This window comes from Erythrobacter litoralis (genome assembly GCF_029760855.1).
Taxonomy (GTDB): domain Bacteria; phylum Pseudomonadota; class Alphaproteobacteria; order Sphingomonadales; family Sphingomonadaceae; genus Qipengyuania; species Qipengyuania litoralis_A.
The window spans coordinates 379,400-405,396 of sequence record NZ_SOSI01000001.1 but is presented as its reverse complement, the minus strand read 5'-3'; the positions used below and the strand labels follow the sequence as shown (position 1 = coordinate 405,396).

Below are 25,997 nucleotides of genomic sequence, written 5' to 3'. Positions count from 1 at the left end.
CGCAGCCCTTTCGATACCGTTCGTAATCCGGTTAGTTCAGCGGACGGCTCGATCCGAAGAACAAGGCTTGGCTGATCGCCGCGCGCACCGTCTGCTCCTGGAACGGCTTCGTCACGAGATAGGTCGGCTCGGGCCGGTCGCCCGTGAGTAGGCGTTCGGGATATGCGGTAATGAAGATTACCGGCACGCTGTCGATGGCGAGGATATCGTCCACCGCATCGAGGCCCGAAGACCCGTCGGCAAGCTGGATGTCGGCGAGAACGAGACCCGGGGTCTTTTCCGCAACGACTTCCTGAGCCTGCGTCCGCGTTGCTGCGGTGCCGCAAACTTCGTGCCCCAGCGACGTCACCAGATCCTCAAGCTGCATCGATATGAGCGGCTCGTCCTCGATGATAAGGACGCTGGTCGACGATTCACGATCGATTTCCTGCACCGCTTCCTGCACGAGCTGCTCGATCTCTTCGGTATCGAGATCCATGATCTCGCCTGCCTGCTCGACCGAAAAATCTTCAAGCGTCGTCAACAGCAGCGCCTGCCTGTTAAGCGGTGTGATCGATTTCAATCGGTCTTGCGCTCCGCCGGCACTATCGCTTTCATTCCCGTTATCGGGAACGTCGAGATAGGCGCTGGACCATACTTTGTTAAAGGCACGGTAAAGCGGAACGCGACCGCCTTCGAGAGAGCTTTTCAGTTTCTCGTCCGCAAGAGCGGCTTCGAGTGTTGCGCGAACGAATGCGTCCCCCGTTGCTTGCGAGCCCGTGAGGGCACGAGCGTAACGGCGGAGATAAGGCAAGTTTCTGGCTATTTGGTCACCTAGTGACATAGGACCCCTTCCGTGGTTGCGTGCGATGAACGAGCGCTCCAGCCTTAAGTTCCTTACTGCCGAAGCAATCCGTAGATTTGACAAAACGCCCTATTTTGGCGACGAAAAGGAATAGACGGGAAAGAGGGCGCTGAGGGTGATCGAGGTCGACAATCCATATGTATGCGAGGATTGTCCCCTGGCAAGGCATGAGAGGCTGCATGCCCCCAACAGCCGCCAGCGCGCGTTTCTCGAAACCTTCAAACATGGCGAGATTCAGATTTCGAAGGGTGAATTGCTTTTTGGGCAAGGCGATCATGCCGCCCACCTCTTTACCCTTCTTGAAGGGATACTTCTTCGCTACCGGACCTTGCAAGATGGCCGTCGGCAGATCGTCAATGTCATGTTTCCGGGTGAATTGATTGGTCTGCATGGGGCGTTCGAAGAGCCGCTCGATCATTCCGTCGAGGCTTTGCGACCGGCAAGGCTGTGCGTATTTCAGCGTTCGCGTTTTACCGAACTGGTGTCGGAGAACCCGCGGCTGGGATATGATGTGATCTGGCTCGCCGCGAAGGAGGGTACTTCGCTCGAACAGCATCTCGTTTCTCTAGGCCAGCGTAATGCCAAGGAGCGAGTGGCGTATCTCGCGGTTTGGCTGATGGACCGCGCGCGTGCGACGGGCTTGGCCGACCGCTCCAACCGGCTGGACTTCGCGATTACGCAAACCCAGATTTCCGACATGCTTGGTCTTTCGCTCGTCCATACGAACCGGACCATTCGCGCGTTGGATCAGGAAGGGATCGTCATCTGGCGGGCGAAAGAAATTGACATCCCGAACTTCGACCGCGCCGCCAAGTTCGCGGACTACGAAAGTTCGGAGATGCACGGACGGCCTTTCATCTGAGCCGAAAACAGCGGCAATCTGCGGCTACTCAAAAAAATCGATATTCACGGGAACCCCATTCCGGTCCGGCCATTTCCCTTATGTCACCGCCGAGACCCCCCCCTCCCGTCCAAGCGGCTGGTGATACGATCCCGAAAGGCCTTCGCTCAAAAAAGAGCGGAGGCCTTTTTTTGACCGGAGCCGGGCAGGTTCGAGGTCTGCCACCATATCTGATCGCTAAGCGAGTCGCTCAGCGTAGCACGTTTCTCAATCGCGAGAGTAGTCCCGGCGTCTCTGGCTGACAGATTGCATCTAGCAGCACGCTCTTGTCATACGGCTTTTCGAGCACGATCCCGATCGCTGCAATGTCTTCGGGAATATCTGTCGGACTTCCGGTTGAGAAAATAACCCGTGGCCCCTTCGGGCCGAGCGTTCGGACCAGTTCGGCGACGGCCCATCCATCGTCGCTATCAGCGAGGTGCACATCAAGCACCAGCACATCGGGCGTTTTTTCGCGTAGGGCGACGAGACTTTCCTCGGTTGTCGAGCAGAGGGTGACATCGTTCACGCCCGCCTCACGCAAGATTTCCTCGATGTCGAGAGCCAATACGGCATCGTCCTCCACGACGAGTACGCTAGTCGGAGGATCCGCGCAGTTCGTAGATGTCCCTTTCACCGATCCCTCCGTCATACCGGTCCAGACTTTAGGCGCGGCCAAGCAAGAACGAGGGAACTGGAAGCCCAGTTCCCTTGCGAATTATTCGCGTTCCACGAGCGATTTTTCGTAGATCACGTATTCGCGATTGACCTTGCTGTCGATAGCATCGGCAATGGCCATCATGCCTTTGTTGTCATCGAGGATCCACCCGATCTCCGCCCGTTTGCTGTGGTAGACGTTGCTTGCATTGTCACGAATGCGACTGATGAGCATGAAGGCGAGTTGGCTTGCTAAGCGCGAATTCTGCAATTCTTGCAAGACACCCATCAAAGGTACGCGCATGCCCATGCCGCGGGGCTTCTTAAGCCAACGGAGAAGACGGACCCAGCCGAAGGGGAAGAGCTTTCCATCGATGCGGGCAAGAAGATCGTTGATGTCGGGTAGCGTCAGCATGAAGGCGACAGGGCGTCCGTCCACCTCCGCGATCATGTTGAGATCCTCGAAGATTACGGGCTTCAATTTCTTGCCTGCATAAGCAATTTCGGATGGGGTGAACGGAACGAAGCCCCAGTTTCGCGACCAGGCATCGTTGAGGATCGCGAGAATAGTAGCGACCTCTTCGTCCCACCGCGAGGTATCGACTTCGCGTATCCTTATTCTGGGATTGCGTTCGCCGGACTGTACGATCCGGCGCACGAGGGGAGGTGCCTCCTCGTCGATCTTGAGATCGTAGGTCAGCAGGCGCTTTGCCTCGGCATAGCCGCGCCGTTCTATCCAAGCGGCATAATGCTCCGGATGATGGCCCATCATGATCATCGGCGCATGGTCCTGGCCGCGCACCAGTAGACCGGGTTCTTCCCAGATCGACAGGGAAATCGGCCCGAGCACGCGGGTCATGCTTCGTTCGCGAAGCCATTCTTCGGCGCGTTTGAGAAGTGCGGCGGCGACGTCCTCGTCCTCCGCGTCGAAATAGCCGAACATGCCGGTTCCCGGCCCCATGCCTTGCTCAGGCGGCAGTTCGAGGGCGACATGATCGACATGTGCCGCGATGCGGCCCATCGCTTTGCCGCCGCGATGGGCCATGAACAGCGCGACGGTCGCGTGTTGGAAGAACGGATTCTTTTTCGGGTTCACGAGTTCCAGCTGCTCGGAGCGCAATTGGGGCACCCAATGCTCTTCGCGCGCCGAGAAGGCCCTGCCGAGGTCCACGAAGGAGGCCCGCTCGCGCTTGCTGCGGACCGGAGTGATCACTATTTCGGGGTGGGTCACGGGGTTCCGTTCTCGTTCAGTACCGCCTTGCTCTGGAGGGCCTGCGGTCGAATTGTCAAGAATGGCCGAAGGGCGAACCGATTACTGTTATGCGATCCTTTCGCTATACAGACCGGGATGCCATACCCATCTCCCCGGCATCAGGATTGGATCATGAACGCACATCGAGCCTTGGATACCGGAACTCGCAGACGCGCCGATGCGAGCGGTCGCGGTTGGCACTCCCAAATCGCCGACGATCGGGAGATGCTGCGCGGCGCGCGCGATCTCACGAAGGATATCGCAGATGCTCGTCCGGCCGTCTATTGGCCCGATATGATCCTGTCCGCGATCGTCGGATATGCCGCGATGGCCGGGGCCATCCTCGTATCCAATGTGCTGCTGGCAGTGGGCCTCGGTTTGCTGTCGGCGCTGGCACTGTATCGCGCTTTGCTGTTCATCCATGAGATTTCACATATCCGCAACGGTGCCTTGCCGGGCTTCCGTGCGGGTTGGAACGCGTTTGTCGGAATACCGCTTTTGACCCCGTCCTTCATGTACGAGGGGGTTCACACGCTGCATCACAAGCGTACGCAATACGGAACGGTCGAGGATCCGGAATATCTGCCGCTTGCCCTTATGAAGCCTTGGAGCTTGCCCGCTTTCGTCCTGGTCGCGGTCTTGGCACCAATTGGGCTCTTGTTCCGCTTCGCAGTTCTGGTTCCGCTCGGAGCCATCGTGCCCGCCGTCCGCCGGATGACCTGGCAGCGCTTCTCTGCCTTGGCTATCAATCCCGCCTTCCGGCGGCGCCCGGCGGAAGGCGATCTGCGACCGCGCGTGTTGCGGCAGGAAGCTGCCGGCGCAATCTGGGCCTGGATCGTGATCGGCGCTGCGTTTACGGCAGGCTGGCGACCCTTGCTGATCGCGCTCGCGATCGTCTCGCTGACCGCCCTCCTCAATCAGCTGCGCACACTTGTTGCGCATTTGTGGGAGAACGAGGGCGAGGCGATGACAGTCACCGCGCAATTCCTTGATTCGGTCAATGTACCCCCGCCCGGCATCCTCGCCGAGATATGGGCGCCGGTGGGTCTGCGATATCATGCGCTGCATCATTTGATGCCTTCGATGCCCTATCATTCGCTTCCCGAGGCGCATCGCCGCCTCGCTCGGGAACTGGGTTCCGATTCGACGTATCACGGTGCGAACCACAAAGGCATGACGGTTCTCGTCCATCGGATCGCCCGCAATACGATGGGCCGCAAACCCCAGTAATCGGCGGGTTGAAAGGAAAAGGCCGCCCCCCTCGGTGCAAGGAGACGGCCTTCCTATTCCGCCGAACCTTAAGCGCGACGAAGATAGTGGTGAGGGTTTATCACCCGCCACTTGTCGCAACCTTAAACAGGCCGGTGTTACGCTTCCATAACATGTATTGCAGCCATCCCGTTTCGGGAATGGCTGCGTGTTATTCTTCGGTTCGAACCAGAACCGTCTCGCCGATCAGGAAAAACAGGATGAACGGTGACCAGGCGGCAAGAAACGGCGGGTAGCCGCCGAAACTGCCAAGGGCGAGCGCTGCGTTGTCCACCACGAAATAGGCAAAGCCGAGCGCCATGCCGATAATCGCGCGCACGAAAAGCTGGCCGGAGCGCGCCAGGCCGAAAGCCGCGATGGCGCCGAGCAAGGGCATGAGAAAAGCCGCTAGCGGGCCCGAAAGTTTGTGCCACCATTTCGCCTGCATCTCGCTCGTCCGTCGGCCTGCCTCGCGATAGGCGTCGATCGATGTGCCCAGTTGCCAGAACGGCACGGCGTCGGGCTCGATATTGGCAAGATCGAACTGGCTGGGTTCGATCGACGGTGCGACGGTGACCACATCGGTTTGCGTCGTACTGGCCGAGCCGACATCGAAGCGCGTCGCATCGAGCAGTGTCCAGCCCGGACCGGCAAAACGCGCGCGCGGGGCTTCGATCTGTTCGGCCAGCGTGCCTTGGTCGGATCGGCGATAGAAGGTGACGCCGGTCAGCGCCACATCGGTTCCCTGCCCGGTGACCTGCCGTGCGGTCAGGACGTTCGAGCCGTCGGTGACATAGACATTCGCGCGCACACCGGAATCGAGCGGTATCGGTCCGAAATCGGCTGCGTCCCAAGCGGAAAGCGTCGCGGTGGCGCGGGTGACGACCCGTTCGTTGAACACGAAGCTGAGCCCGGAAAGCACCAGCGCCGTTAGCAAGAGCGGCGCCAGAACCTGATGCGCCGAAAGGCCTGCCGCCTTCATCGCGATCACCTCGCTGTTCTGGTTCAGCGTTACCAAGGTGATAAGCGTCGCTAGGAGGACCGAATAGGGCAGGAACCGCTGGACAAGCTGCGGGATACGCAGCCCGGCATAGGTCAGTAATTCGCCCTGGCCGTTGCCCGGTACTGCAAGGATGTCTCCGCTGCTCGACAGCAGATCGAGCATCATAAGCACCAGCACGAGCATCATCAGCACCGCGACGATGCGTAAAAGGAACATCTTCGCAAGATAGACGGTCAGCGTGCGCGACGGGAAGAAATCTAGCTGCATAAGTCTTATTCGGCCGGCATCGCTTCGGCGTCGCTATTCGGGTAGCGGCGTCGCCGTTTGCGGCGAAATATCCGACTGATCCGTGCGACCAGTTTTCCGAACCATGTTTCGAGCGCCCCGATGGCCTGCCCGCCCGGAACGAACGCCACGCGCCAGTACATCCACAGGATCAGCGCCGCGAAGACGAGGAACGGCCCCCATAGGGCAAGGATCGGATCGACCCGTCCGAGCGTCGCGATATCCTCGCCGTATTGATTGACCTTGTGATAGGCGACGACCATCACGATCGACAGGAACACGCCGAGCGCGCTGGTCGATCGCTTGGGCGGGATACCCAAAGCCACGGCAAGCAGCGGCATCAAGGCCATCATGACCACCTCGACAAGCCGGAAATTGAAGCTTGCCTGGCTGGCATCCCGCACATCGGACGGCTGCTCGCGCGACCAGCCGATCTGCAACAGTTCGGGCAGAATGAATTCGCGCGTTTCGTCGCCGCGCGCACGAAACCGTTCCATCGCCGGAAGGTCGATCGGGAGGTCATGGCGGGTGAAAGTGAGGACGCGCGGCGTGGCGGTGCCGTTGTCCTGAACGATAGTGCCGTCGTTCAGGCGCAGGATGATCGTATCGGGATTGTCTTCCGTGGCGAGAAATGCGCCCTGCCGGGCCGAGATCGACAGGACTTGCCCGTCATCGCTACCGACCCGTGCGAAGATACCGTTGAGCTGACGCCCGTCATCCTCGCTCTCGTCTATCCGAAGCGCCATCTGGTCGCCCAGCGTGGTGAATTCCCCGACTTTGATCGACGCACCGAGCGCTCCGGAGCGCAGTTCGTATTCTAGCCTTTCATAAGTATAGCGCGAGATCGGCTGGATAAAGAAGACGATGGCAACGTTCAGCGCCATCAGCGCGAGCGCGATCATGTATGGGACGCGTAGCAGCCGGCCGTAACTCATGCCCACCGCGCGAAACACGTCGAGCTCGCTCGAGGTCGCCAATTTGCGGAAAGCGAGGAGAATGCCGAGCAGCAAGCCGAGCGGAATGGCGAGGCTGGCATATTCCGGGATCATGGTGGCCAGCATCTTGAATACGACGCCCACCGGTCCGCCCTCGACCGCGACGAAATCCAACAGGCGCAGCATCTTGTCGAGGGTGAGCAGGGACGCCGCAATCGCGAACACGCCCAGCATCGGTACGATGACGAGCTTGAAGATATAGCGATCTATGGCGGGAAGGAAGTTGAACACGGAAGGTCCGCTCGCAGGAAAGGGTTGAACGCGGCCCTAACGAATATCGCGGCGGCCGTCATGCCGCCATTACGTCGTCATGCCTTTTCGAGCGTACATTGCAGCGGATGCTGATTTTCGCGCGCGAAATCCATGACCTGCGTCACCTTGGTTTCCGCGACTTCGTAAGGAAAGATACCACAAACGCCGACGCCTTTTTGATGGACGTGCAGCATCACGCGCGTCGCTTCTTCCATGTCCATGCGGAAGAAGCGCTTGAGGACGATGACGACGAATTCCATCGGTGTATAATCGTCGTTCAGCAGCAGCACTTTGTACTGGCTTGGCTTCTTCGGCTTCGTTCGCGTTTTCGTCGCGATGCTGACCTGACCGTCACCCTCGTTCGGATCGTCTTCGCCGGGTTCGGCGGCGGTGATCGGGAAAAGAGGGTGCTGAATCGTCATGGGTCGCTGCACTATCGTATGGGGGAGGGCGTTCGCAAGCCGCGAGGGGCCTATATGGGGCGAGGCTTGCAATAGAAAAGGGCCGAACGGTTTCCCGCTCGGCCCCATCGGTGCTTCGTAGTGCCCGCCGGGGCGGGCAAGCCAGTTACGCGGCCTTCGAAACCTTTTCGGCAGCCAGGCTCATGCGGTTCGACATCGGAGCGAACGCATCGTTGGCGAGCTTCATCATGGCTTCGGTGTTCTTCGAGGCGGTGGCGACCATCGCGTCGAAGTTGCGGCGAGCGATTTCGCCCTGAAGCTGGAAGAGTTCGGTCGGCGACTTGATCGCGGCCATTTTCTTCACGTCGTCCTGCATCGCTTCGGCGGCGCTGCGCGCTTCCTCGACATAGGTGCGGCCCATGTTCTGCATGCCGGATACGAGGATACGGCTGGATTCGACCATCGCTTCGACGTTGCCCTTCTGGAACTCGACGGCTTCCGAAGTCATTTCGGAGCTCTTCTCGTAAGCAGAGGTCATGCGGTTCTGCATGTCGCTGGCCATTTCCTTGGTCTTGTCGGCGATCTGTTCGGCATTCTGCTGGTTCACATTTTCCATGACGGATTCCTTGGTTTCAATAGGGGGGGTAGGCGCTCGATCAGAAGTGGCAGTTCTGACCACCTTCTTTTTCGAAACGGACTTCTTAGCGGACGGCTTGGCGTTTACCGGCTTTTTGGCCGGGCGTGTCGCTTTCTTTGGTTCAGGTGTTTCCGCCAGGGTAGCTTGGGCATTCACCGTATCAAACGACTCAGACGATCCTGCGTCGGGCGTACTGTCGACCGCCTCTGCCACCTTCTCGGCTTCCGCCGGGGCGGACGTCTTGGCTTCGACCGCTGCCGCAATAGACTTTAGATCGACGGTATCGCCGCTTTGACTATCGGCAGATTTCGAATTCCGCTTCTGAAACTTCCCGGACTTGTTCTGGCTTTCGGCCATGGTTCACCTGCTTTTGTTGCAGTGCACAATTTAGTAATCCGCCAGCTGCGGTCAAGCGAATTATTGTGCACTGCACAAAACGTGCGATGAACCGTGTTGTAGCGGCGCTATCTCGCCATGACGTAACGTCCGGGTGCATCCTCAATCACCCTGTCACCCTTTCCGCCAGGTTTCCTATTGCCATTTGCTGCAACCGTCTCGGGTGCCTGTTCGCGCAGCCATTCAATCCAGTCCGGCCACCAGCTTCCGGGATGTTCCTCCGCTCCGTCGCGGAATTCATCCAATGTGCGAACCGATGCATCATTGGTCCAGTACTGGTACTTCTTCGCGTCGGGCGGATTGACGACGCCGGCGATATGGCCGGATCCGGCAAGGACGAATTTGACCGGACCGCTGAAATGGTGGGTGATCTTCCACACGCTTTCAGCAGGCGCGATATGGTCTTCCTTGCCTGCCTGAACATAGGTGGGGGTCTTCACACTGCCGAGGTCGATCTTCTCCCCGTCGACCGACAAGGTACCAGCCTCGACCAGCTTGTTGTCGCGGTAGAGATCGCGCAGATATTGCTGGTGCCACTTGGCAGGAAGATTGGTGACGTCGCCATTCCAATGCAGCAGATCGAAGGCGGGATATTCCTCGCCCAGCATGTAATTGTTGACGACGTAGTTCCAGATAAGGTCGGTGCCGCGCAGCATGTTGAAGGTCGCAGCCATGTATCGCCCGTCGAGATACCCCTCGGGGCTCAGCGCCTCGACCGTCGCCAGTTGCTGATCGTCGACGAAATTGAGAAGGTCGCCAGCCTCTTCGAAATCGACCTGCGCGGTAAAGAATGTCGCGCTCTTCACCTTGTCGGCATCGCCGCGTGTATGCATCAGCGACAACGTCGCGGTGAGGGTGGTACCGGCAACGCAATAGCCGATGGTGTGGACGTTCTCCACATCCAGTCGCTCGCGAACGACGTCGATCGCTTCGATCTGTGAACGCACGTAATCGTCCCAGACGACGTCTTTCATGCTCGCATCGGCGGACTTCCAGCTGACCATGAAGACGCTCACGCCCTGCTCGACTACCCAACGCACGAAACTTTTCTTCTCGTTGAGATCGAGGATGTAGAAGCGGTTGATCCATGGCGGGAAGATCAGGAGCGGGGTTTCCAGCACCTTCTCCGTTGTCGGCGTATACTGGATTAGCTGATACAGTGGGGTTTCGTAAACGACCTTGCCGGGCGTGGTCGCGATATTCTCGCCCAGTTTGAACGCGCTTGCATCGGTATGGCTGAGCTGGCCTTTGCGCATGTCGGCTAGCAAGTGCTCCATGCCCTTGACCAGGTTCTCACCCCGGCTTTCCAGCGTCCGCTCGAGCACGACCGGATTGAGCATCGGGAAGTTCGCTGGGCTCGCCGCTTCGGTCACCGCCTTGGTGGTGAAGCGCAATTGCTCGCGCTGCTGGGGGGTGAGGCCTTCCATGTTCTCAACCATTTCCGAAACCCGTTCGGCGAGGAAAAGATAGGTCTGGTGGATCAGCGCGAAGGCGGGATGCGCACGCCAGCGCTCGTCGGAGAACCGACGATCCTTGCGCGGTAGGTCCGGCTCGCCCTCGCTCTTTTCCCCCGCTTTCGGACCAAAGCCGTATTGACCCAGGACCTGTTCCCACAGCCGGAACCCTTCTTCCATTAGCGCCTTCTGTTGTTCCGCCTGCGCAATCGGCATCTGCTTGTACCAGCTGGAGGCGAGCGCCATCCAGCGCGACGGGTCGAAATAGGAGACCAGCGCCTGCGGATTGGCCATTTGCTCAGCCTGATACTGCATCCACATCGTCTGCAGTTTCGTGCCGACTTCGGCCCAGTGCTGCATATCCGCGGGCGCGGAGCTCTGAGCCGTCATGTTGCCGAGCATCGGGGCGAACAGCGCCTGGCTCATCTTCATCTGGTCTTCGAACATCTTGGTCATCTGGTCGGCGGACTCGGTCACAGGCTGGCTCCTCTTCGCAGGGATAGGCGACGTGCAAGGCCGCCTTTGGTCTCGTGTAGAAGATACGCGCAACCTTTGCACCAGTGCCGTTGCGCCGTCCGCGCGATGTTCTATCACCGGCGGGCATTTGCCAATGAGAGGGACGATGTCCGAGGAATTCTACCGCATCAAACGCCTGCCGCCCTATGTCATCGCGGAAGTCAACGCGATGCGGCATGCGGCGCGGCAATCGGGGCGGGACATCATCGATCTCGGCATGGGCAATCCCGACCATCCGCCGCCCAAGCACGTGACCGACAAGCTGTGCGAGGTCGCGGCGAAGCCGGGCGCGCATGGCTATTCGCAGTCGAAGGGCATTCCCGGGCTGCGCAAGGCGCAGGCGAATTATTACGCCCGGCGGTTCGGCGTCGAGCTCGATCCGGAACGCGAAGTCGTCGTCACGATGGGTTCGAAAGAGGGGCTGTCTTCGATGGCCACCGCCATCACCGCACCGGGCGATGTGGTCCTCGCGCCAAGCCCGAGCTATCCCATCCACACCTTCGGCTTCATCATCGCCGGGGCCACCATCCGCAGCGTGCCGACGACGCCGGACGAACATTACTGGAAGGCGCTCGACAATGCGATGGCGTTCACCGTGCCGCGCCCGACCGTTCTGGTCGTCAATTATCCGAGCAACCCCACCGCCGAGACGGTCGACCTCGCCTTCTACGATCGGCTGGTGGACTGGGCACGCGAAAATTCGGTGTGGGTCATGTCCGACCTTGCCTATTCCGAACTGTACTACGACGGCAAGCCGACCCGCTCGATTCTCGAAGTGCCGGGGGCCAAGGACGTCGCGGTCGAGTTCACCTCGATGTCGAAGACCTATTCGATGGCCGGCTGGCGCATGGGCTTCGCGGTCGGCAACCAGAAGCTGATCGCAGCCTTGACGCGCGTGAAAAGCTATCTCGATTACGGCGCGTTCACCCCGATACAGGCCGCGGCGGTGGCGGCGTTGAACGGGCCGCAAGATGTGGTCGAGGAAAACCGCAAGCGCTACCAGCATCGGCGCGACGTGATGGTGGAAAGCTTCGGCCGCGCCGGGTGGGACATTCCCGTGCCCCCCGCCAGCATGTTCGCGTGGGCGCCGATCCCAGAGGCTTTCCAAGACGTCGGCAGCCTCGAATTTTCCAAGCAATTGCTCGAACGGGCCGGCGTGGCCGTGGCAGCAGGTGTCGGCTATGGTGAGGAGGGCGAGGGCTATGTCCGCATCGCCATGGTCGAGAATGAACAGCGCATCCGGCAGGCGGCGCGTAACGTGAAGCGCTTCCTTTCAGAAGGGGCGGCCAAACCGGGAGAGACGGAATGAGCGAATTTTCGAGCGATCGGGTCGCGATCGAGGTGAGCGATAATGGCGTGGCGCATGTGCGCTTCACGCGCGGCGACAAGATGAACGCGCTCGATCCCGAGCAGTTCGACGCCATAATCGCGGCGGGGGAACACGTATCGACGCTGAAGGGCGTGCGCGCGGTCGTGCTGTCGGGCGAGGGCAAGGCCTTTTGCGCCGGGCTCGATACCTCCAGCTTCGCCGCTGCTCCCACTGGCGAAAACCGCCCGCTGGCCGACCGTACGCACGGGAACGCCAACCGCGCGCAATATGCCGCGACCGTGTGGCGCGATTGCCCGGCGCCCGTCATCGCGGCAGTCCACGGCGTATGCTTCGGCGGCGGGCTCCAGATCGCCAGCGGGGCAGACATCCGGATCGTTCGTTCTGATACGCGGATGGCGATCATGGAGATGAAATGGGGACTGGTTCCCGACATGGGCGGCTATGCCCTTTGGCGGGGACTGGTGCGCGACGATGTGCTGCGCGAACTCGTCTATACCAATCGCGAATTTTCGGGCGAAGAAGCCCGGCAGTTGGGCCTCGCAACTTTCGTGGAGGAGGATCCGCTCGCCCGCGCCAATGCCATTGCGGATGAGATCGCGACGAAGAACCCGCATGCCGTGCGCGGGGCAAAGCGACTGTTCAAGGCGATGCACGACGAGAACGGCGACGCCATCCTGCTGGCTGAAAGCGAGGAGCAGGATCAGGTGATCCGCAAACCCAACCAGATCGAGGCGGTCATGGCGGCAATGCAGAAGCGCGCGCCGACTTTTCCGGAAGACTAGGTTAGCCTTCCGGAGGACTAGGTCAGCCGAAAATCGCGGCGCTCTGCATCCCGTCGAGCACCTGCTTGCCGTCGACGTTCCACAAGCGCAGCCGCTCGGAAGAATAGCCCGCGTCGGCGTGCTGGCACGCGGCTTCGGCCAGCCACCAGCCGTCGGTCGTCGTCGGTTCGGGATCGAGCAGGTTGAAGCTCCAGTTGATCGAACTTAGCGGTCCCTGCCGCTGCATCGCACGCATCGCGCCGGGCGGCAGGACGTCGCCCATCAGGATGATGCCCGATACGGGATCGAGCGTCTCCCGATCGGTCAGCCGTGCCCAGCGGCGCACTACCGGCTTGCCGGGACCGCGCTCTTCCTGAGCACGGCGGATCTCGAAATTCTCGGTGATGAAGGCAGGGCCCTTGCCGTTCATGGCATCCTCGCGCTCGCCGGGCGGGCCGGGCCAGTCTTCGACCGGGTCCGCCGCGTGCAGGGCGTTCGCTTCGCGCTCTTCACCGAACAACCAGAGGGCCGTCAGCAGCACGCCTTTCTCGCCGACCAGTTCGCTGCGCACCTGGGTGACATTGCGCCCCTGCCGCACGATCTCGCGCCTGACTTCGAAACTTTCGCCGACCGGTCCGACGAAGCCGATCTGGGCTGCGCGCAGTGGTGGCAGGTCGGAAAACGCACGCCGGACCGCCGTATAGGCGACGAGGGCGGACGCGCCGCCGTAAAGTGTGCGGCCCTGCATCCATTTGTCGGCATCGGGGAGGGTGACGGGACCGCCATCGGCGGTAACGGGCTCGGTGAGCGAGGCGATATTCATGCCGGGATGCTTGGCCAATCGCCGTGCCGGCGTCCAGCCCTCAATAGCCGATTGCAAAGGCGCGTCAGACCCGCTACCTCGCCGCTTCTCGCACATCGGGGCCCGATGGCGGAGTGGTTACGCAGAGGACTGCAAATCCTTGCACGCCGGTTCGATTCCGGCTCGGGCCTCCATTCTCCCCGCAGGTCAGACATAGCTTTCGGTTAGCGCCGAATAGATCAGCGTCTTCAGCTGTCTGCGCACCGGATAGGTGGAGGACGGATAGAGCTGCGTCATGAAGACCATGGTGATGCGCTCCACCGGATCGACGAAGAACGCGGTTGAATAGGCGCCGCCCCAATAGAATTCGCCTTTACTGGCCGGCATCAGTGTCTTCGCCGGGTCCATCACCATGGCAAAGCCCAAGCCGAAGCCCGTGCCGGCATTGTTCGCCTCACTGAACAAACTTTGGCTGATTTCGGTCAGGTCCGCCCCGCCGGGCAGGTGATTGGCAGTCATCAGGTCGAGCGTCTTGGGCGCGACGATGCGTGCGCCCCCGAATTCGCCCCTGTTGAGCAGCATGGTGCAGAAGCGGTGATAGTCAGCGATAGTGCCGATCAACCCGCCGCCGCCAGAGTGAAATTTGGCTGGATACACCATGCGAGATTTCGCTGCTTCGTCGACCAGTCGTGGGTCCTTGCCGGGTCTGTAGGCATAGGCGTCGGTCAGTCGGTCCTGCTTGTTTGGATCGACGTCGAAACCGGTATCGGTCATCCCCAGCGGGCCGAAAATGTGTTCCGCAAAGTAGTCGCCGAGCTTTTTGCCCGACAGGCGTTCCACCGCCACGCCGAGTACATCGGTCGAGATCGAATAATTCCAGCCCGTTCCCGGCTCGAATTCGAGTGGAATGGCGGAGAGGATCTTCATGTATTCGTCGGACTCCAGCTGCCCACGAGCGAAATCGAGTTCTGCATCGCGATAGGCCGCATCGATGCTGGAGCGGTTCTGGAAGCCGTATGTCAGTCCGGACATGTGCGTCATCAAGTCGACGAAGCGCATTGCCCGTCCGCGTTTCACGGGGGCGAAGGGGACGCTGCCCCCCCCGCCGGAGTAAGCGCCGACATCCGCCAGTTCGGGCAGCACACGCGCCACCGGATCGTCGAGCGCGACCTTGCACTGCTCGACCAGTTGCATGAATGCGATCGAGGTGACCGGCTTGGTCATGCTAGCAATCCGGAACAGCGCATCCTCGCGCATCTCCGTGCCGTCCTCACGCAAACGGCCTTGATGCGAATAATGCACCGGCTCGCCGTTCCGGGCGACCAGAACCTGGGCGTTCCGGAACCGTCCGGTATCGAGATACTGCGTCTTCAGGAAGGCGTCGATGCGCCTCAGGCGCTCGGCATCGAAGCCATGCGATCCGGCGTCGGCAAGTTCCACTTCAGTACCCGCTCAGAGTGGCGTAGCGGTCCTTGAGGTAGGACGTGCTGCCGAAGCTTGCTTCCAGCACCCGGGCGCGCTTCAGGTAGAAGCCGACGTCGTATTCGTCGGTCATCCCGATGCCGCCGTGAAGCTGGATGCCTTCATTGCTCACGATCCGCAACACGCGGTTGGCCTCGGCCTTCGCCATGGTCGCCGCCTGGGCCGGGCGGAAGCCGGCGTCGAGCGCCTGCAGCCCGCCTTCGACCGCACTGCGCATAAGGGCGAGATCGGCGAAGAGGTCGGCCATGCGGTGTTGTAGCGCCTGGAAGGTCGCAAGCACCTGATTGAACTGCACGCGCTGCTTCAGGTAATCGAGGGTGGTATCGAACACGTGCTGCGCCATGCCGAGCATTTCGCACGCCGTAAGAACGCGCGCCCGGTCGAGCACCTTGTCCAGCAGGTCGTCACCGCCGTCCGCGAGTTTGTCGGCAGGCGCACCGTCGAACATGACGTCGGCATGGCTGCGCATATCGGCCAGCTTGCGATCGGTGAGGGTGACCCCGGCGCCCTTTTCAACCAGATAGAGCCCGTCTTTCGCCGCGACGACGAACAGGGTTGCGCCATGGGCTTCGTGAACGAATTCCTTGGTGCCAGACAGCTTGCCATCGGAGACGCTTGCTTCGATCTTGGACGGATCGTGGCGGCCGCTTTCGTCGATCGCGAAAGTGCCGACCGTTTCGCCAGTGGCCAGCTTAGGAAGCCATTTCGCCTTCTGCTCGTCGCTTCCGCCCAGCATGATGGCGCTGGCGGCAATCGTGCTTGCGACAAGAGGGCTGGCGGTCAGTGTCTTGCCGAGTTCTTCGATCACCAGACCGGCCGAAAGCCAGCCGAAGTCCGATCCGCCATGCTCTTCGGGAACGACGATACCCGTCCATCCCATTTCGGCCATCGTGCCGTAGACGCTATCGTCATAGGCCTTCGGGTCGCCGCTGCCGCGCACCTTGCGCCATTCGGTGACCGGGCTTTCATTGGTCGTCCAGTCGCGCGCCATGTCGCGCAGCATTTCCTGTTCTTCGTTGAGAACTGCCATTGTCCTGTCCCCTCTCGCCTTACTGGTGGTCGAGCATGCCAAGCACACGCTTGGCGATGATGTTGTTCTGAACTTCGGTCGATCCGCCGTAAATCGTGGTGGCCTTGCCGAAGAGCCATGCGCGTGTGCCGTCGAGTTCGCTCTTGGAAAAGCCTTCGCCTTCCCAGCCGAGGCCTTGCATGCCCATGATCTCGATGGCGAGTTCGGCGCGTTCCTGCCCGAGCTTGGTGCCGACCTTTTTCAGGACGGAACTGATTTCGGAAACGCCGCCCTGCGATTTGCTTTCTTCCGAGGCCCGCCGCGCGGTCAGCAGGAAGGCGTTCCAGCGAATGTCGAAATCCGCGATCTTGGCGCGCAATACAGCGTCCGCGATCCGGCCATTCTCATCGGTTTCGACATATTTGCGCGCGATGTCCGCTAGGCTCGACCCCATAAGGCGCGCCATGCTGCCGCCGCCCGACAGGTTGGTGCGTTCGTGCTGGAGCAGGCGCTTGCCGATCGTCCAGCCTTGTCCTTCCTCGCCGACGAGGTTCTTCTTCGGCACTTTCACGTCGTCGAAGAAGGTCTCGCAAAAAGGGCTCATCCCGCTGATCATCTGAATCGGGCGGACTTCGACGCCTGGCGCATCCATGTCGATCAGCATGAAGGAGATGCCCTTGTGCTTATCGCTTTTGTCGGTGCGCACGATGGCGAAGCATTTGTCGGCCCACTGGCCGCCGCTCGTCCAGGTCTTCTGTCCGTTGACGACATAATGATCGCCTTTGTCCTCTGCGAAGGTCTGCAGGTTGGCAAGGTCGGAGCCGGCATTGGGTTCGCTGTATCCCTGGCACCAGCGGATCTCGCCTCGGCAGATCGGAGGAATGTGCTCCTTTTTTTGCTCTTCGCTGCCGAATTCCAGCAGGGTGGGACCGAACATCATCACGCCCATGCCGCCGATCGGGTTCCATGCGCCGGCTTTCGCCATTTCCTCGTTGAGGATGGCCGCTTCCTTGCGGGTTAGGCCGCCGCCGCCATATTCCTTCGGCCAAGTGGGCGTGCCCCAGCCTCTCTCGCCCATCGCCTCGCGCCAGCGCTTCATAGCGGGGTTCTCGTCGTCCGGTCCTTCGACCGAGGACATGGCGTTGCCCTGGCCCTTCAGTTCCTCGGGGAAATTCTGCGCGAGGAACTGGCGGACCTCTTCGCGAAAAGCTTCTTCGTCGCTGTGGACGTCTACGTCAGGTTGCGTTGCCATACTTCTCTCCAAGCGTGAGGGGGCTTTGCGCCCGTACCCTATTTTCGAACTACACCATAGTGTTGCCGCAGCGAAGGTCTAGCACATTCAGAACGGCGGAGCTTTCGTCATTCGTGTCGGAGCGCATCGATCGGATCGAGTTTGGACGCGCGGGCCGCGGGATAATAGCCGAAAGCGATGCCCATAAAGGCGGAGAAGAGGAAACTGGCGATATTGATGGCCGGATCGAACACGAACGGTACGTCGATCACGCCGGCGAGCGACCAGGAAAAGAGGAATGCGAGCCCGATGCCGACTAGGCCGCCGAAGCAGCACAGCACCACCGCCTCGGTCAGGAATTGCAGGCGCACCTCCTTCGCCAAAGCCCCGATGGCGAGGCGGATGCCTATCTCTCGGGTCCGTTCCGTTACCGACACTAGCATGATATTCATGATGCCGATGCCGCCAACAAGCAGGCTGATCCCGGCGATAACCGCGACCATCGCGGTTAATGCGCCCGTCGCAGCACCGATGGCCTGATTGACCTGCGCGGTGTCGATGATGTTGAAATCGTTGTCCGCGCCTTCTTGCAGCAGGCGGCGTTCGCGCAGCAGATCGATCAGCGATTCCTGAATGGACGCGCTGGAATACGCGCTGTCATATTTGACGACGAAATACTGGATGTCGTCGCTGCCGGTGAAGCGACGCTGCACTGTTTTCAGCGGCATCATCACCGTATTGTCCTGATCCTGGTTCGGTCCGCCGCCTTGTCCCCGCTCTGCGAGAACCGCGATGACGGTGCAGGACACATTGCCGATCCGCATGTTCTCGCCGAGCGGGCTAGCGTCCGGCACGAAAATCGCATCGCGAACCTTCGGGCCGATCATGCACACGTTCTGGCCCGAGGCTTCCTCCTCGGCGGTGAAGGGGCGCCCCTGTTCGATGTCGATCGATTGCGCTTCGAGGAAGGCGTTGCCGACGCCTTGCACGCTGGTCGACCAGTCAGCCCCGTTGTGGAAGGCGACGGCGCTGCTCGACACGCTGCCTGCCGTACGCACGACGCCGGCGATCTGGTTGCGCACCGCCTCGACATCGCTTTCGCGGAAAGGGCGGGGGGCAGTGCGGTCCCCGGCGACGGGGAAAACGATGTAGACGTTGGAGCCCAGCGAACTGATCTGGTCCTGTACCGAAGCGGTCACCCCCTTGCCGAGCGTGACCATGGTGATGACCGCGGCAACGCCGATGATGATGCCGAGCGTCGTCAGGAAACTGCGCAGGAGATGGCGGCGGATCTCGCGAAAGGCGAGCAGCAGGGTCGCGCCGAACATGGTGAACATTACACGTCCTCCAGCGGGGCGCCGGACCTGTGGCCGCGCTCCACGCGTTCGACCAGCCCATCGCGGAAATGCACGATGGTCTTGGCGTACGCAGCCATTTCCTCCTCGTGAGTCACCATCAGGATCGTGATGCCCTGCCGATTGAGATCGGTGAGCAATTCCATGATCTCGAGGCTGCGTTCGGTGTCGAGATTGCCGGTCGGCTCGTCGGCCAGCAGGACCGCAGGATCGGTCACGAGAGCGCGGGCAATGGCGACGCGCTGCTGCTGACCGCCCGACAGTTCGGCGGGGGTATGATCGGCCCAGGGTGCCAGCCCGACCTTGTCGAGCGAGCGCATCGCGGCGGCGCGGCGGTCCTTCGCCGTTTCGCCCCGATAGAGGAGGGGCAGTTCGACATTCTCGACCGCCGTGGTGCGCGCGAGGAGATTGAACCCCTGAAATACGAAGCCGAGATATTTCCGGCGCAGCAGGCTGCGCTGATCGCGATCGAGCGATTGGACCTCCACGCCGCGAAAGCGGAAGACCCCGCCGGTCGGCACGTCGAGGCAGCCGAGGATGTTCATGGTGGTCGACTTGCCCGATCCCGACGGCCCCATGACCGCGACGAAATCGCCTTCGGCAATCGCCATGTCGACGCCCTTCAGCGCCTGGAACGCCGCCGCCCCCTGGCCGAAGGTCTTGGTGATACCTTCTAGGTGGATAAGCGGCGCGCCCGTCACTGCGCGCCCGATTCGACGCCGACCACGACTTTCATGCCGCGCTTCAGTTCTGCAGATCGAACGGCGGTCAGGCGGCCGTCGCTCTTGCCGGTGACGACCTCCATCGGCTCCAATGTGCCGTCGTCCATCAGGACATAAACCTGCTGGCGACTGCCTTCGCCAATGGTCGCGCGCTGTTCGCCTTGTTGCAGCCCGATTTCGGGATTGAGCACGCTGCCGCCCTCGTCGGCCCCGGCATCGTCGGGACTGAAGCGCAGGGCGCTGTTGGGCACGAGCAATTGCTCACCGGTGCTCTGGGTCGCGATGGTGGCGGTGGCGGTCATGCCGGGGCGGAGCAATCCGTCGGGGTTGTTGACCGCAAGCCGCGCTTCGTAGCTGACCACCGAATTGCCGCTCGCGGCCGCGGCGGCTTGCTGGCTCGCTTGCTGAGCAGTGTTGGAGCTTGCCTGGTCGACCCGCTCCACGACGGCGGGAAAGCGGCGACCGGGATAGGCGTCGACGGTAAAGGTCGCCTGCTGACCTTCGTCGACCTGGCCGACATCCGCCTCGTCGATATCGACGCGCAGCTGCATGGCCGAGAGGTCCTCGGCGATGATGAACAGGGTCGGCGTGTTGAAGCTCGCGACGACCGTCTGCCCGGGTTCGACCTGCCGCGCGAGGACTACGCCAGAAACCGGCGAACGGATCACCGCGCGGTCCTGCTGCGTACTGGCCGTATCGAGCTGGGCCTGGGCTGCACGCACGCTCGCCTGTGCGGAAGCCAGCGCCGCACGGTCGCGGCGCACGGCGGCTTCGGCCTGTTCGAGTTCGACTTGGCTCGGCACGCGGCCGCCGGATGCCTCGAACACGCCGCGTAGTCGCTGAAGCTGGGCCTGATCGACATCGAGCGTGGCGTTGGCCTGTGCCACCTGCGCCCGCGCTGCATTCACGTTGGCCTGGCCTTGCGTGATCTGATCGCGGATGACGTCTGTATTGATGATCGCCAAAACCTGGCCCTGCGATACCCGGTCGTTCACATCGACGAGCACGCGATCGATCCGGCCGGAAACTTCCGAGCCGACTTCGACCTGATTGGTCGGGCGCAAATTGCCGGTGGCGGAAACCGTGAGGTCCAGCGAACGGGCCGCGACCTCTTCGGTGATGTATTGCGGCCCTTCGTCGCCTCCGGCGCAGCGGGAGATGATGAGGACCAGTATCAGCAGGATCAGGGCCGGGAGCCAGAACTTCATCCAGCGGCGCCAGCGCGGGCGCGGCTTGGTCCCGAGAAATTCGTCGACGGATCCGTCCTGGGGGGCAGAACTTGTGGCGGTTTCGGTCATTGGGCTGTTCTTTCGGAACCGGTCAGAATGATCTCGGGAGGATCGATGGCGAATTCGACAGTTTCGGGATCCCATCCACCGCCGAGCGCCTGCGTCAGCCGGACGAAGGCATTGGCGCGTTCCGCCTCGCTTGCGGCATAGGCATTGCGCGAGTTGAGCAACTGGTTCTCTGCCGTCAGCAGTGCCTGGAAATCGACGAGGCCCGCCTGATACTGGCTGCGCGCGAGGATTGCGGCGACATCGGCGGCGTCGCGCGCTTCAGCGAACAAAACCACCCGCTCGCGGGCCCCGCGAAGGGCGGCGGCGGCCGACTCTACATCTTCCAGCGATTGGAGGATCGTTCGCTCATACGTTGCAAATGAACCGGCAGCGATTGCCTCGGCCACATCGACTTGCGCCGCGAGCCGTCCGCCGTCGAAAATCAGCTGGCTCAACCCCGCGAACAGATTGCCGGTAATCGTATCGAACAGGCCGCCGAGACCGAGCGAGGCGGTATTGATATTGCCGGTGACCTGCAGCAGCGGCAGCAATTGCGCGCGGGCAAGGCCGATCTGCGCCGTATCGGCGGCAAGGAACGCTTCCGCCTGCTGCACGTCGGGCCTGCGCCGGATGACGGCGATCGGCACATCGTAACCTACCTCTTCCGGCGGTGCGGGTATGTCCGCCGCGTTTTCAGTAAGAAGGCTGAGGACGCGGCCCGGCGGTTCGCCGATCAGGGTCGAGATGGTATTGGCGCTGGCGGCAAGATCACGCTCCAGCGCGGGTATCGTCGCTGCGGTCTGCGCGCGCTGCGCACGGGCCTGCTCGACATCGAGGCTCGAGACCAGCCCGGCCTCGTTCCGCCATTCCGCGATCTGGAAATTGTCGTCCTGGACGCTCAGCGTCTGGCGCGCGATGGCAAGTTGCACGGCGAGCGCGCGGGCGGAGACTGTGGTCTGCGCTACTTGCCCCACGATCAGACGCTGAACGTCGCCGAGACCGTATCCTGCCGCAAGGAGATTGGCGCGCGATGCGGCGACATCGTATCGGATGCGACCAAACAGATCGATCTGCCACTGCACGTCCGCGCCCAGCGAAAAAGCGAAATCGTCATCGGCAAAGTCCCCGACATCGCGGCGGACCCCAGCATTACCGAATACGCTAGGCAAATAGCCGGCCCGCGCCTGCCGCACGCCGGCCCGCGCCTGTGCGACGCGCGATGCGGCAACGGCCAAATCGCGATTCCGGACAATGGCTTGTTCAACGAAGTCGGTAAGCAGCGGATCGCCGAACCGGGTCCAATAATCGCCAACCGGCAGTTCGGAACCCTCGGATGGCTGCGACCAGCCTGCGGGAATATCGACCGTGGATGGCGCACTTTCGACCACGCCGCGGCCACCGCACGCAGCGCACAGGGCCGAACCGGCCAGAGCATGGAATAATCCCGATCTCAAATCAACCCCCCGGTCTTTCGAGAGGGCTTCTCTATCCAGCCAGCCGAATAAAGAAAGGCCAAACCTCCGAAATGGAGACGATTATCGACAAAAGGCTTTTTGAATAAGAGTGCCGAAAGAATTTCGCATGCTGCGAACGGTCGAGACTGCAGCGCGCTTCGCCACTGCCGGATTGAAGAGGCGGACCGCCGCCCCTACACTGAATGCGACAGCAATCCGGAGAGACGCGATGACGAAGACCTATGCCAACCTGATCGGCGGCGAAATGATTACGACCGACAGCACGCTCGATGTAATTAATCCGGCGACCGAGGAGATCATCGCGCAGGTTCCCGCATGCGGTAAGGACGAGCTCGATCGCGCGGTCGCCGCAGCGAACGAGGCGTTCAAGAGCTGGCGCAAGACCTCGCCGCAGCAACGGCAGGAGGTCGTCCTCGGCATCGCGAACGCAATCAAGGAGAACGGCGAGGAACTCTATCGCCTGCTGACCAGCGAGCAGGGCAAGCCCCATCAGCAGGCCCAGCAGGAGATTTACGGCGCGGCCGGCCTCGCCAAGGCGCAGTCCGCTCTGACGCTGGACGACGTTATCAACCAGGACGACGATACGCGCCTGTCGCGCACGCGCCGCGTCCCTGTCGGTGTGGTCGGCGGAATCGTGCCATGGAACTTCCCGATCATGATGGCGATCCAGAAGATCGTGCCCGCCCTGATCGCAGGCTGCACTATTGTTCTAAAGCCGTCGCCCTTCACGCCGCTGACGACGTTGCGGATCGCGGAACTGATCAAGGACGTCGTTCCGGCGGGCACGGTGAACATCATCACCGGGGAGGACAGCTTGGGCCCGCTCATTACCGGGCATCCCGATATTGCCAAGATCACCTTCACTGGATCGACCGCGACCGGCAAGAAGATCATGGAATCCGCCAGCGCCGACCTGAAGCGCATCACGCTGGAACTCGGGGGGAACGATGCCTCGATCGTCCTGCCCGATGCCGATGTCGAGAAGGTTGCCGAGCAGCTTTTCTGGTCGAGCTTTTCGAATGCCGGACAGGTCTGCATCGCCGCCAAGCGCATCTACATCCACGAGGATATCTACGACGACTTGTCAAAGGCCATTGCCGATTACGCCGCGCAGGTGAAGGTCGGCGACGGATCGCAGCAGGGCACGGGCGTGGGGCCGATCCAGAACAAGAAGCAGTTCGAGCGTGTGTGCGAACTGATCCAGGATGCGAAGGATCAGGGCTACAAGTTCCTGACCGGCGGCGATGTCGACCCTTCCGGCACCGGCTATTACGTGCCGATAACCATCCTCGACAATCCGCCCGAAGATGCACGCATCGTCGCCGAGGAACAGTTCGGCCCGGTCATGCCGCTCATGAAATTTTCGAGCGTCGACGAAGCGATCGAGCGGGCAAACAATTCGGAATACGGCCTCGCCGGTGCGGTCTGGTCGAAGGACACCGACAAGGCCGTTGAAATCGCGGAGCAGATGGAAACCGGCACGGTGTGGATCAACGAATTCATGCACCTCTCGCCGCTTGCGCCGTTCGGCGGGCACAAGCAGTCGGGTTTCGGTGCGGAATACGGGATCGAGGGCCTAAAAGAGTTCACCTACCCGCAAGTCATCACGATCAAGCGCGACGCCGTGGTCTGATCCTCAGGCGCGGCGGCGGAACGGGGCGACGGTCGGCGACAGGCCGGCCATCCCCCTTGCCACGTCCGGCGTCACTATGAGGTGGGTGTTGAGCATCGCCGTGCTGCTGAGGCCAATGCCGACTTCGAAATAGCCCGGCTCCACCGAAAACCGCCCATCGGTCAGATGCCGCCCGATCGCTGCGGCGGCGATGGCAAAGGTAACATCCTGTCGTTCTCCAGTGCGCAGCGACACGCGCTGGAACCCGGCCAGCCGTGGTACGCCGGCCCTGCCGCGCTCGTCGGACCGGGCGAGATAAAGTTGCACGGTTTCGGTTCCGTCGAAGCGTCCGCGATTGGTGAGGGTAACGGTGGCATCCGCCGTGCGCCCCGACATTTCGATCCGGATGTTCGAGACATCGAAATCGCCATAGGTCAGGCCGTGGCCGAACGGCAGGGCGATCTCCCCGCCCGCTCCACGAACTGCGATAGGAAGCTTTCCGCTCGGACCGCTTTCGCCCGTCAGCACTTCCGCGATCGCATGACCGCTCATCGAGCCCAGCCTGCCTGCATGCAGAATGCAGTCGAGCGGCGCGTCGCCCACGACGGGATCGACCGGCAACCCGCCGGTAGAAACGAGAATCAGGCGGTCGTTCGCGCGGCGCAGGCTTTGGAGTAGAGCCATCTGCGCGGCACCGATCTGTCCCGGCCGATCGCTGTCGCCGAGAACGAGGATCACGGTGCGAGATCGTTTCGCTGCCTCGGACGCCATCGCGATCGCGATCTTGTCCGCTTCGACCAATCCTTCGTATTTCGTGCCTTCCTCGCGCAGCGCGAGACCGGCCGCGTATTTGTGCGGAATGCCCAATTGCTCGAGACCGTCGATAACGCTGGCTGCGACGCCCGCTTTGCCGTCGAGCGCTTCGCGGCGATCTGCCGCCGCTGTGCCGACGACAAGGATGTCTCCTGAATCGACGTCCAGCGGCAGAAGGGCGGGGCTGTTCCGGATGAGCACCATCGACCGTTTCGCCAGCGTCAGCGCCGCTTCCCGGTTATGCGCAGGGGTGGAAAGTCTACGGTCGCCAAGCCTACTCTGAATGCCTAGTGCTGAACCGAACAGGCCGAGAGCGAACTTCGCCCGCAATATCCGTGCCACCGCATCGTCGAGGCGGGATTTCACGATCCGGCCGGTTTGCACAGCGGCAATCAGCGCGTCGACGGAAATATCTTCGAACCCTGTTCCACCGACCGATCCGTCCGCGCTTCCGAGCAGTCGCTCCCATTCCGACAGTATGATGCCCGAAAAGCCGCCCGGACCGCGTAGGAAGGCGAAGGCATTATCCATCGCGGTGCGCGCATGACCGGTCAGCTTGTCGAACGCGATCACGCCGAGTCCAGCGGTTTCGATCGCTCGCTGCGCAATAGCCAGCGCGTCGGTCGCCGTCCGGCTCCCGTTGGGGGCATGCCGCGGCATGATTCCCGAAAGGTCGAGGCTGGCGAGGATGCCATTGCCTTGCAGGCCGCGCACACGTGCCGCCGCTATTTCTGCCGCGAGATGGATGTCGTCGCCGAACGAATGGGAGCCGTCCGGTCCCGCCGTATCGGTGAAAAGGATTTCCGGCGAAAGAGCCCAGTTGATGCCGCGCATGGCCGCCTCGCTCGCCACGACGCGCTCTGCCTGTTCGATCGCCGCCATGTCCCAGCTGCATGCGGACGCAAAATGCGTGGGCAGGACGGTCTGGAAGCCCGTTCCCGTATCATCTGCAAACAATAGCGGGATGCCAAGGCGTGATCTTTCGATGGCGACTTTCTGCAATGCATCGGCTTGTTCCGAAGAGGCGATCCCCCGGATCATGCCGACCCTGCCATTCTTCAACTGCCGTACCAATGCATCGCCCGAGGACCGGTCGGCCGGTTCGTTGAGGTGGTGCACGCCGAGCTGCCCGGCTTTCTCCTCCACCGTCATATGGTTGAGCAGGTCCGTGACCAGCCTGTCACATTCCGCCGAACGGAGCGCACGGGGCATATCAACCGGCATCAGTCTTTCCACGTCGGAAAAACGGCGATCGCGTGCGGTGCCATGCTGCGTTCTTCCCTCGAATGGCCGCGCGGTGGTCGGCGC

The 25,997-nt window shown here is 61.6% G+C and carries 23 protein-coding genes, 1 tRNA gene and 1 pseudogene; 8 read left to right on the top strand and 17 right to left on the bottom strand.

Going from position 1 to position 25,997, the window contains the following annotated elements:
• Window positions 1–31: 31 nt before the first annotated feature.
• On the bottom strand, window positions 32–823 hold the full coding sequence (locus E3U23_RS01855) for a response regulator (protein ID WP_279349476.1): 792 nt from the start codon (window positions 821–823) through the stop codon (window positions 32–34).
• A gap of 136 nt (window positions 824–959) precedes the next feature.
• Between E3U23_RS01855 and E3U23_RS14325 the strand changes: the two are divergent.
• Window positions 960–1,277, top strand: a pseudogene (locus E3U23_RS14325) (cyclic nucleotide-binding domain-containing protein); the annotation flags it as partial.
• Window positions 1,278–1,325: 48 nt separating this feature from the next.
• Window positions 1,326–1,706 (top strand): Crp/Fnr family transcriptional regulator, encoded by a 381-nt coding sequence (locus E3U23_RS01845; protein ID WP_279349474.1) that lies wholly within the window; start codon window positions 1,326–1,328, stop codon window positions 1,704–1,706.
• Between the two features lie 229 nt (window positions 1,707–1,935).
• On the opposite strand, the gene E3U23_RS01840 is transcribed toward E3U23_RS01845, so the two are convergent.
• Entirely contained in the window at window positions 1,936–2,361 is a 426-nt protein-coding gene (locus E3U23_RS01840) for a response regulator (protein WP_279349473.1), read from the bottom strand.
• Window positions 2,362–2,442: 81 nt separating this feature from the next.
• Window positions 2,443–3,612 (bottom strand): N-acetyltransferase, encoded by a 1,170-nt coding sequence (locus E3U23_RS01835; protein ID WP_279349472.1) that lies wholly within the window; start codon window positions 3,610–3,612, stop codon window positions 2,443–2,445.
• Between the two features lie 153 nt (window positions 3,613–3,765).
• Between E3U23_RS01835 and E3U23_RS01830 the strand changes: the two genes are divergently transcribed.
• A complete protein-coding gene (locus tag E3U23_RS01830; RefSeq protein WP_279349471.1) occupies window positions 3,766–4,863 on the top strand; it encodes a fatty acid desaturase family protein in 1,098 nt (365 codons plus the stop codon).
• A 190-nt stretch (window positions 4,864–5,053) separates the two neighbouring features.
• Here the strand turns inward: E3U23_RS01830 and lptG are convergent, their stop codons facing one another.
• The 4 genes from lptG to E3U23_RS01810 all read right to left on the bottom strand — a co-directional run bounded on the left by lptG (window position 5,054) and on the right by E3U23_RS01810 (window position 8,433).
• Window positions 5,054–6,151: an LPS export ABC transporter permease LptG gene (lptG, locus tag E3U23_RS01825; RefSeq protein WP_279349470.1), complete on the bottom strand. Its 1,098-nt coding sequence runs from the start codon at window positions 6,149–6,151 to the stop codon at window positions 5,054–5,056.
• Window positions 6,152–6,156: 5 nt separating this feature from the next.
• The gene (gene lptF / locus E3U23_RS01820; RefSeq protein WP_279349469.1) at window positions 6,157–7,395 is read right to left on the bottom strand and encodes an LPS export ABC transporter permease LptF; all 1,239 of its coding nucleotides are present in this window, start codon (window positions 7,393–7,395) and stop codon (window positions 6,157–6,159) included.
• Between the two features lie 77 nt (window positions 7,396–7,472).
• The gene (clpS, locus tag E3U23_RS01815) at window positions 7,473–7,838 is read right to left on the bottom strand and encodes an ATP-dependent Clp protease adapter ClpS (protein ID WP_279349468.1); all 366 of its coding nucleotides are present in this window, start codon (window positions 7,836–7,838) and stop codon (window positions 7,473–7,475) included.
• Window positions 7,839–7,983: 145 nt separating this feature from the next.
• Window positions 7,984–8,433 carry a phasin family protein gene (locus E3U23_RS01810; RefSeq protein WP_279349467.1) on the bottom strand — a complete coding sequence of 150 codons (450 nt, stop codon included), beginning with the start codon at window positions 8,431–8,433 and terminating at the stop codon, window positions 7,984–7,986.
• Between the two features lie 46 nt (window positions 8,434–8,479).
• Between E3U23_RS01810 and E3U23_RS01805 the strand changes: the two genes are divergently transcribed.
• The gene (locus tag E3U23_RS01805) at window positions 8,480–8,749 is read left to right on the top strand and encodes a hypothetical protein (protein ID WP_279349466.1); all 270 of its coding nucleotides are present in this window, start codon (window positions 8,480–8,482) and stop codon (window positions 8,747–8,749) included.
• Between the two features lie 169 nt (window positions 8,750–8,918).
• Here E3U23_RS01805 and E3U23_RS01800 read toward each other — a convergent pair whose 3' ends face one another.
• Window positions 8,919–10,751, bottom strand: a complete 1,833-nt coding sequence (locus E3U23_RS01800) for a PHA/PHB synthase family protein (protein WP_431732653.1) — start codon at window positions 10,749–10,751, stop codon at window positions 8,919–8,921.
• 175 nt (window positions 10,752–10,926) lie between these two features.
• Here E3U23_RS01800 and E3U23_RS01795 point away from each other — a divergent pair, with 175 nt between their 5' ends.
• Together E3U23_RS01795 and E3U23_RS01790 are read left to right on the top strand one after the other, a co-directional pair.
• Entirely contained in the window at window positions 10,927–12,129 is a 1,203-nt protein-coding gene (locus E3U23_RS01795; protein WP_279349465.1) for an LL-diaminopimelate aminotransferase, read from the top strand.
• Complete coding sequence (locus E3U23_RS01790; protein ID WP_279349464.1) at window positions 12,126–12,932, top strand: crotonase/enoyl-CoA hydratase family protein; 807 nt, start codon at window positions 12,126–12,128, stop codon at window positions 12,930–12,932. Before E3U23_RS01795 ends, E3U23_RS01790 begins: the two co-directional genes overlap by 4 nt.
• A gap of 22 nt (window positions 12,933–12,954) precedes the next feature.
• Here the strand turns inward: E3U23_RS01790 and E3U23_RS01785 are convergent, their stop codons facing one another.
• Window positions 12,955–13,734 (bottom strand): acyl-CoA thioesterase, encoded by a 780-nt coding sequence (locus E3U23_RS01785; protein ID WP_279349463.1) that lies wholly within the window; start codon window positions 13,732–13,734, stop codon window positions 12,955–12,957.
• 99 nt (window positions 13,735–13,833) lie between these two features.
• Here E3U23_RS01785 and E3U23_RS01780 point away from each other — a divergent pair.
• Window positions 13,834–13,907 (top strand) — tRNA-Cys (locus tag E3U23_RS01780).
• A 13-nt stretch (window positions 13,908–13,920) separates the two neighbouring features.
• On the opposite strand, the gene E3U23_RS01775 is transcribed toward E3U23_RS01780, so the two are convergent.
• From E3U23_RS01775 to E3U23_RS01745, 7 genes are all read right to left on the bottom strand, one after another.
• Window positions 13,921–15,153, bottom strand: coding sequence for a serine hydrolase domain-containing protein (locus E3U23_RS01775; protein WP_279349462.1), 1,233 nt, complete (start codon window positions 15,151–15,153; stop codon window positions 13,921–13,923).
• A gap of 1 nt (window position 15,154) precedes the next feature.
• Window positions 15,155–16,225 carry an acyl-CoA dehydrogenase family protein gene (locus E3U23_RS01770; RefSeq protein WP_279349461.1) on the bottom strand — a complete coding sequence of 357 codons (1,071 nt, stop codon included), beginning with the start codon at window positions 16,223–16,225 and terminating at the stop codon, window positions 15,155–15,157.
• 19 nt (window positions 16,226–16,244) lie between these two features.
• Window positions 16,245–17,456 (bottom strand): acyl-CoA dehydrogenase family protein, encoded by a 1,212-nt coding sequence (locus tag E3U23_RS01765; protein ID WP_279349460.1) that lies wholly within the window; start codon window positions 17,454–17,456, stop codon window positions 16,245–16,247.
• Window positions 17,457–17,563: 107 nt separating this feature from the next.
• On the bottom strand, window positions 17,564–18,763 hold the full coding sequence (locus E3U23_RS01760; protein ID WP_279349683.1) for an ABC transporter permease: 1,200 nt from the start codon (window positions 18,761–18,763) through the stop codon (window positions 17,564–17,566).
• Window positions 18,764–18,771: 8 nt separating this feature from the next.
• Complete coding sequence (locus E3U23_RS01755; protein WP_279349459.1) at window positions 18,772–19,491, bottom strand: ABC transporter ATP-binding protein; 720 nt, start codon at window positions 19,489–19,491, stop codon at window positions 18,772–18,774.
• Window positions 19,488–20,810 (bottom strand): efflux RND transporter periplasmic adaptor subunit, encoded by a 1,323-nt coding sequence (locus E3U23_RS01750; protein WP_279349458.1) that lies wholly within the window; start codon window positions 20,808–20,810, stop codon window positions 19,488–19,490. Before E3U23_RS01750 ends, E3U23_RS01755 begins: the two co-directional genes overlap by 4 nt.
• Window positions 20,807–22,243, bottom strand: a complete 1,437-nt coding sequence (locus tag E3U23_RS01745) for an efflux transporter outer membrane subunit (protein WP_279349457.1) — start codon at window positions 22,241–22,243, stop codon at window positions 20,807–20,809. Before E3U23_RS01745 ends, E3U23_RS01750 begins: the two co-directional genes overlap by 4 nt.
• Before the next feature lie 229 nt (window positions 22,244–22,472).
• Between E3U23_RS01745 and E3U23_RS01740 the strand changes: the two genes are divergently transcribed.
• Window positions 22,473–23,897, top strand: coding sequence for an aldehyde dehydrogenase family protein (locus E3U23_RS01740; RefSeq protein WP_279349456.1), 1,425 nt, complete (start codon window positions 22,473–22,475; stop codon window positions 23,895–23,897).
• Window positions 23,898–23,900: 3 nt separating this feature from the next.
• On the opposite strand, the gene E3U23_RS01735 is transcribed toward E3U23_RS01740, so the two are convergent.
• Window positions 23,901–25,901: a glycoside hydrolase family 3 N-terminal domain-containing protein gene (locus E3U23_RS01735; protein ID WP_279349455.1), complete on the bottom strand. Its 2,001-nt coding sequence runs from the start codon at window positions 25,899–25,901 to the stop codon at window positions 23,901–23,903.
• Window positions 25,902–25,997 lie beyond the last annotated feature (96 nt).

What these genes read in the sequence shown, in the direction of transcription:
- E3U23_RS01855 (WP_279349476.1), bottom strand. Translation starts at nt 823, where the DNA reads ATGTCACTAGGTGACCAAATAGCCAGAAACTTGCCTTATCTCCGCCGT.
- E3U23_RS01830 (WP_279349471.1), top strand. Translation starts at nt 3,766, where the DNA reads ATGAACGCACATCGAGCCTTGGATACCGGAACTCGCAGACGCGCCGAT.
- lptG (WP_279349470.1), bottom strand. Translation starts at nt 6,151, where the DNA reads ATGCAGCTAGATTTCTTCCCGTCGCGCACGCTGACCGTCTATCTTGCG.
- clpS (WP_279349468.1), bottom strand. Translation starts at nt 7,838, where the DNA reads ATGACGATTCAGCACCCTCTTTTCCCGATCACCGCCGCCGAACCCGGC.
- E3U23_RS01810 (WP_279349467.1), bottom strand. Translation starts at nt 8,433, where the DNA reads ATGGAAAATGTGAACCAGCAGAATGCCGAACAGATCGCCGACAAGACC.
- E3U23_RS01800 (WP_431732653.1), bottom strand. Translation starts at nt 10,751, where the DNA reads ATGTTCGAAGACCAGATGAAGATGAGCCAGGCGCTGTTCGCCCCGATG.
- E3U23_RS01795 (WP_279349465.1), top strand. Translation starts at nt 10,927, where the DNA reads ATGTCCGAGGAATTCTACCGCATCAAACGCCTGCCGCCCTATGTCATC.
- E3U23_RS01790 (WP_279349464.1), top strand. Translation starts at nt 12,126, where the DNA reads ATGAGCGAATTTTCGAGCGATCGGGTCGCGATCGAGGTGAGCGATAAT.
- E3U23_RS01785 (WP_279349463.1), bottom strand. Translation starts at nt 13,734, where the DNA reads ATGAATATCGCCTCGCTCACCGAGCCCGTTACCGCCGATGGCGGTCCC.
- E3U23_RS01770 (WP_279349461.1), bottom strand. Translation starts at nt 16,225, where the DNA reads ATGGCAGTTCTCAACGAAGAACAGGAAATGCTGCGCGACATGGCGCGC.
- E3U23_RS01765 (WP_279349460.1), bottom strand. Translation starts at nt 17,456, where the DNA reads ATGGCAACGCAACCTGACGTAGACGTCCACAGCGACGAAGAAGCTTTT.
- E3U23_RS01760 (WP_279349683.1), bottom strand. Translation starts at nt 18,763, where the DNA reads ATGTTCGGCGCGACCCTGCTGCTCGCCTTTCGCGAGATCCGCCGCCAT.
- E3U23_RS01750 (WP_279349458.1), bottom strand. Translation starts at nt 20,810, where the DNA reads ATGACCGAAACCGCCACAAGTTCTGCCCCCCAGGACGGATCCGTCGAC.
- E3U23_RS01740 (WP_279349456.1), top strand. Translation starts at nt 22,473, where the DNA reads ATGACGAAGACCTATGCCAACCTGATCGGCGGCGAAATGATTACGACC.
- E3U23_RS01735 (WP_279349455.1), bottom strand. Translation starts at nt 25,901, where the DNA reads ATGCCCCGTGCGCTCCGTTCGGCGGAATGTGACAGGCTGGTCACGGAC.